The sequence below is a fragment of the Psychrobacter sp. I-STPA6b genome (genome assembly GCF_020662265.1).
In the GTDB taxonomy this organism is placed as follows: Bacteria; Pseudomonadota; Gammaproteobacteria; order Pseudomonadales; family Moraxellaceae; genus Psychrobacter.
This window is the reverse complement of the sequence record NZ_VEWM01000090.1, coordinates 1-480: the sequence shown is the minus strand read 5'-3', so window position 1 is coordinate 480 and position 480 is coordinate 1. Positions and strand designations below refer to the sequence as shown.

The window sequence follows — 480 nt, the reverse complement described above, 5'->3', positions numbered from 1 at the left end:
AATAGGTTCTGCTTTTTTATCGTTGTTTACGGTAAATTTAATAGCATCAACGGCAGCTTTTGTTCTTAAATAATACATTCCGGTTTTAAGACCTGATTGCCAAGCATAAAAGTGCATGGAAGTTAATTTAGCATAATTAGCATTTTGCATGAACAAGTTCAATGATTGTGACTGATCTACAAAATACCCACGCTGGCGGGACATGTCAATGATATCCTTCATAGACATTTCCCAAACGGTTTTGTATAGATCTTTCAAATCCTGAGGAATATCAAGCGCTTGTACCGATCCGTTATTACGCATTAACTCTTGTTTCAGGGTTTCGTTCCACAAGCCACGCTCTACTAAATCGTGAAGCAAGTGTTTGTTTACCACAATAAACTCACCCGAAAGTACACGTCTGGTATAAATATTTGAAGTATAAGGCTCGAATGCTTCGTTGTTACCCAAAATTTGAGATGTAGATGCGGTTGGCATTGG

The 480-nt window shown here is 37.9% G+C and carries 1 pseudogene; it reads right to left on the bottom strand.

The features are described from left to right. Positions 1–480: pseudogene (locus FHK88_RS11705) on the bottom strand (ribonucleoside-diphosphate reductase subunit alpha); the annotation flags it as partial.